Source organism: Clostridium sp. (assembly GCF_040797585.1).
Classification (GTDB): Bacteria; Bacillota; Clostridia; order Clostridiales; family Clostridiaceae; genus Clostridium_Z.
The window spans coordinates 1-3,090 of record NZ_JBFNEO010000269.1; the positions used below are offsets into that span (position 1 = coordinate 1).

Here is a 3,090-nt window from a genome sequence, read left to right on the forward strand (position 1 = left end):
GGAAAGCACAGCAGAAGCTCTTCCACAAATAATAGATTTTTTAAAAAGTGAAGGATATGAATTTAGAACAATAAAATAATATATTATAATTTACATTGACCATAGCCTTAAATTAAGTTTTAATATATAAATGAGAAAATAGTAGCTGATTAAATACAATTATAAAAGCTAAGGAAGAGGAAAAGTAATTTTGAAATTATTTTAATAGATATAGATTATATATCTAAAAGAAGTGTTAAGTTTTAATCTCAATTATAGAACGAATCTTCCTTCATATGGTGTGTTCTTTCACCATATGAAGGTTAGATAAGTTAATCTAGGGGCGTAGCAGCGCGGCTATCCCCATCTTTTAAGAAGATGGGGATTTTACAGCTCCTAGCCATCAGATAAATGAGACAAATTTAACACTCTTTGTTTATTAAAATTAAGTAATTCATAGAAGGAGGTACAATTAGTGACGAAAATACTATTAGTTGAAGATGAAAGTAGTATAAGAGGATTTCTTAAAATAAATTTTCAAAGACAAAATTTTCAGGTTATAGAGGCGGGGAGTGGAGAGGAAGGATTAAGACTTGCAAATGTTGAGAAGCCTCAGATTGCTATATTAGATGTTATGCTTCCAGGAATAGATGGATTCAATGTATGTGAAGAGCTTAGAAAAACTATGCCTAATATGGGAATTATCATGCTTACAGCAAAGGGGCAGGATATGGATAAGATAATGGGATTAGAATTTGGAGCAGATGATTATATGGTAAAGCCCTTTAACCCAGTAGAACTTATATTAAGAGTAAGAGCACTTTTAAGAAGAATGGAGGATAAACTACTAGTTAATAAAGATGTAATAGAGTCAGGGCCATTTACTTTAGACTTATATTCTCAAAAGCTATTTAAAAATAATAATCAGATTGATGTTACCCCTAAAGAATATATGCTGTTTAGAATGTTTATTGAGAATCCAGGAAAGGCATTTAGCCGTGATGAACTTTTAAATTTAGTATGGGGATATGACTTTGTTGGAGATCCTAAGATAGTAGATGTTAATATTAGAAGGCTTAGATCTAAAATAGAGGATGATTCATCAAATCCTAAATACATTGAAACAGTTTGGGGAACAGGATATAGATGGAGAGTTTAGAATGAAAGATAAGCTAACTAATAAAAGTATAAAATATAAGGTAGTTAGAAATTTACTTTTAATTGTAATAATAAGTGTATTTCTTCTAGAGCTTTTAATAATAAATTTTGTTAAACATTATTATTATAAGAATATAGAAGATTTACTAACTAATCAAATAAAAATATCCTCAGAAATATATTCTAGATATTTTTCAAATGTATCTTTAGAAGAAAATATCATAGGAGACGTAGATGTTTTTTGGAAGCAAACAGAAGCTCAAGTACAAATTTGGAGCCCAGAAGGGGAACTTCTTATGGATTCCTCAGGTCTTAACTCCACAGAAGAAAGTCCGGAAGATGTTAAAAAGGCTCTTTTAGGTGGAAAAGGGGTATGGAAAGGTAAGAAAAATCTAAGTGATAATGGGGATAATCAAATTATAAGGGATATTTTTAGTTATAATACTTCAAAAGTAATGGCAGTATCTTATCCTTTAAAATCAAAGGATAAGGTAGTAGGAGCATTAAGATTTATAACTTCTTTAGAGAATGTTAATAAGTCTATTTATAGCATATCTATAGTCTTTCTATTTATTGGAGCATTTGTGGTTATAGCATCAAGTTTTATAACTATGATTTTAGCTAATAGCATAATACAGCCTATAGAAGAGGTAACCCGAGCGGCAGAAAAAATGGCAAAGGGAAATTATAAGGCTAGAAGTGTAAAAATAAATAATGATGAAATAGGTAAGTTATCTGATACATTAAATTATATGGCTAGTGAAATCTTAAAAAAAGAACAGCTTAAAAATGATTTTATATCTAATGTATCTCATGAGCTTAGAACTCCTCTTACATCTATTAAAGGATGGGCTATAACTCTTCAATATGATGATATAGATAAAACCATGGTAAAGGATGGACTTAATATTATAGAGCAAGAATGTGACAGGCTTAGTGGTATGGTTGAAGAACTTTTAGATTTCTCTAAGTTTGTATCGGGAAAAATAATACTTAGTAAAAAAATAACTAAGGTAGAAGAGCTTATAAACTATGTAAAAAGTCATATGAATGCAAGAGCTGATAGAGATGGAATAATATTTAATGTGAAATTAGAGGGAAATATTAAGGATATTAACCTAGATGTAAATAGAATAAAGCAGGTCCTTATAAATGTTATAGATAACGCCTTAAAGTTTACTGATAAGGGCGGAAGTGTAAATATAAGTGCAAAATCATTAAAAGATTATTTAGTAATTCAAGTGCTAGATACAGGATGCGGAATAAGTGAAGAGGATTTACCGAAGGTTAAGGAAAAATTCTATAAGGGAAAGAGTAGTAAGTCTAAAAATGGTATAGGGCTTTCAATATGTGATGAAATTGTGAAACTACATAATGGTAAGTTTATTATAGAAAGTAAGGTAGAGAGAGGTACAAAAGTTGTAATTATGTTACCCTATGAGAGTTAATTAGGAGATGATTATGAAAAAGTATTTATTAATATTTTTTATATTTTTAATTAGTTTAAGTCTGGTTTCTTGTGTTGAAATAAATAATACCCAATTGGATAATAGTATATCGCCTCCAAAGAATGGAGATATATCTATTGTTGGTACTTGGGAAGTTATAGACTACAAAATTATAAAAGAAGAAAAAGAAAACTATAATGAAATCATTGGAGAAAATGCATATTTTCATAAGGATTTTGCTAAATTTAATAACGAATATATAAATAAACCTAGCTATAAAACTAAGCATACTAATATAAAAAATTATTTATTTCAACAATATAAGATTACTGATTTTTTAGATGAGGATTTAGAGGGGGATGTTGTACAAATTAGCTCTGATGGAAAGGCGTTTTATGATGTTATTAAAATAAAGGAAGATGAGGCTATAATATATGTAGAAGGAGCCTTTTACTCTTTGAAAAGAATATCAAAAGAAGTAAATATTAATCCTAAAGATATATCC

Annotated in this window: 3 protein-coding genes; all 3 read left to right on the forward strand. The window is 28.9% G+C overall.

The features are described from left to right. Positions 1-454: 454 nt before the first annotated feature. The gene (locus tag AB2369_RS12570) at positions 455-1,138 is read left to right on the forward strand and encodes a response regulator transcription factor (RefSeq protein ID WP_367666818.1); all 684 of its coding nucleotides are present in this window, start codon (positions 455-457) and stop codon (positions 1,136-1,138) included. 1 nt (position 1,139) lies between these two features. After that, positions 1,140-2,585 carry an ATP-binding protein gene (locus AB2369_RS12575; protein WP_367666820.1) on the forward strand — a complete coding sequence of 482 codons (1,446 nt, stop codon included), beginning with the start codon at positions 1,140-1,142 and terminating at the stop codon, positions 2,583-2,585. Positions 2,586-2,598: 13 nt separating this feature from the next. Next, positions 2,599-3,090 (forward strand): hypothetical protein (locus AB2369_RS12580; protein ID WP_367666819.1); only part of this gene is annotated, 492 nt, incomplete at its 3' end.